Origin of the sequence: uncultured Serinicoccus sp. (genome assembly GCF_947487915.1) — a bacterium.
In the GTDB taxonomy this organism is placed as follows: domain Bacteria; phylum Actinomycetota; class Actinomycetes; order Actinomycetales; family Dermatophilaceae; genus Ornithinicoccus.
Window position 1 is genome coordinate 1 of sequence record NZ_CANKYH010000036.1, and the last position, 456, is coordinate 456.

1 protein-coding gene is annotated in these 456 nt (G+C 68.0%); it reads left to right on the top strand.

Going from position 1 to position 456, the window contains the following annotated elements:
- Nucleotides 1–120: 120 nt before the first annotated feature.
- A partial coding sequence (locus tag Q0795_RS17115) for a transposase (RefSeq protein WP_298891760.1) occupies nt 121–456 on the top strand: 336 nt, incomplete at its 3' end.

The window sequence follows — 456 nt, forward strand, 5'->3', positions numbered from 1 at the left end:
TGCCTCGTCGGGTACCGCTGACGAGGCGTGGCTCAAGAGGGGATTGCCCTGCTCGTAGTAGCACTGCCCACCTCGCCATTTCCGTTTATCGGTTCGAGGCGCCTGTTGGAGGCGAGGAGCATGGCAGAGGTCATCATCGGGGTCGATCCCCACAAGCTGTCCGCGACGATCGAGATCGTGGACCGTCAGGAGCGGCTGGTCGCGACCGGCCGGTTCAATACCGACCAGCGCGGGTACACCGCGATGCGGTCCTACGTGCGGACCTTCCCGCACCGGCTGTGGGCGGTCGAGGGCGCCAACGGGACCGGGCGCCCGCTGGCTCAGCGGCTGGTCGAGGACGGTGAACGGGTCGTCGACGTCCCGGCGAAGCTGGCCGCCAGGGTGCGGTTGTTCGACACCGGCCACAACCGCAAGACCGATGCCCTGGACGCGCACTCCATCGCTGTCGTGGCCGTC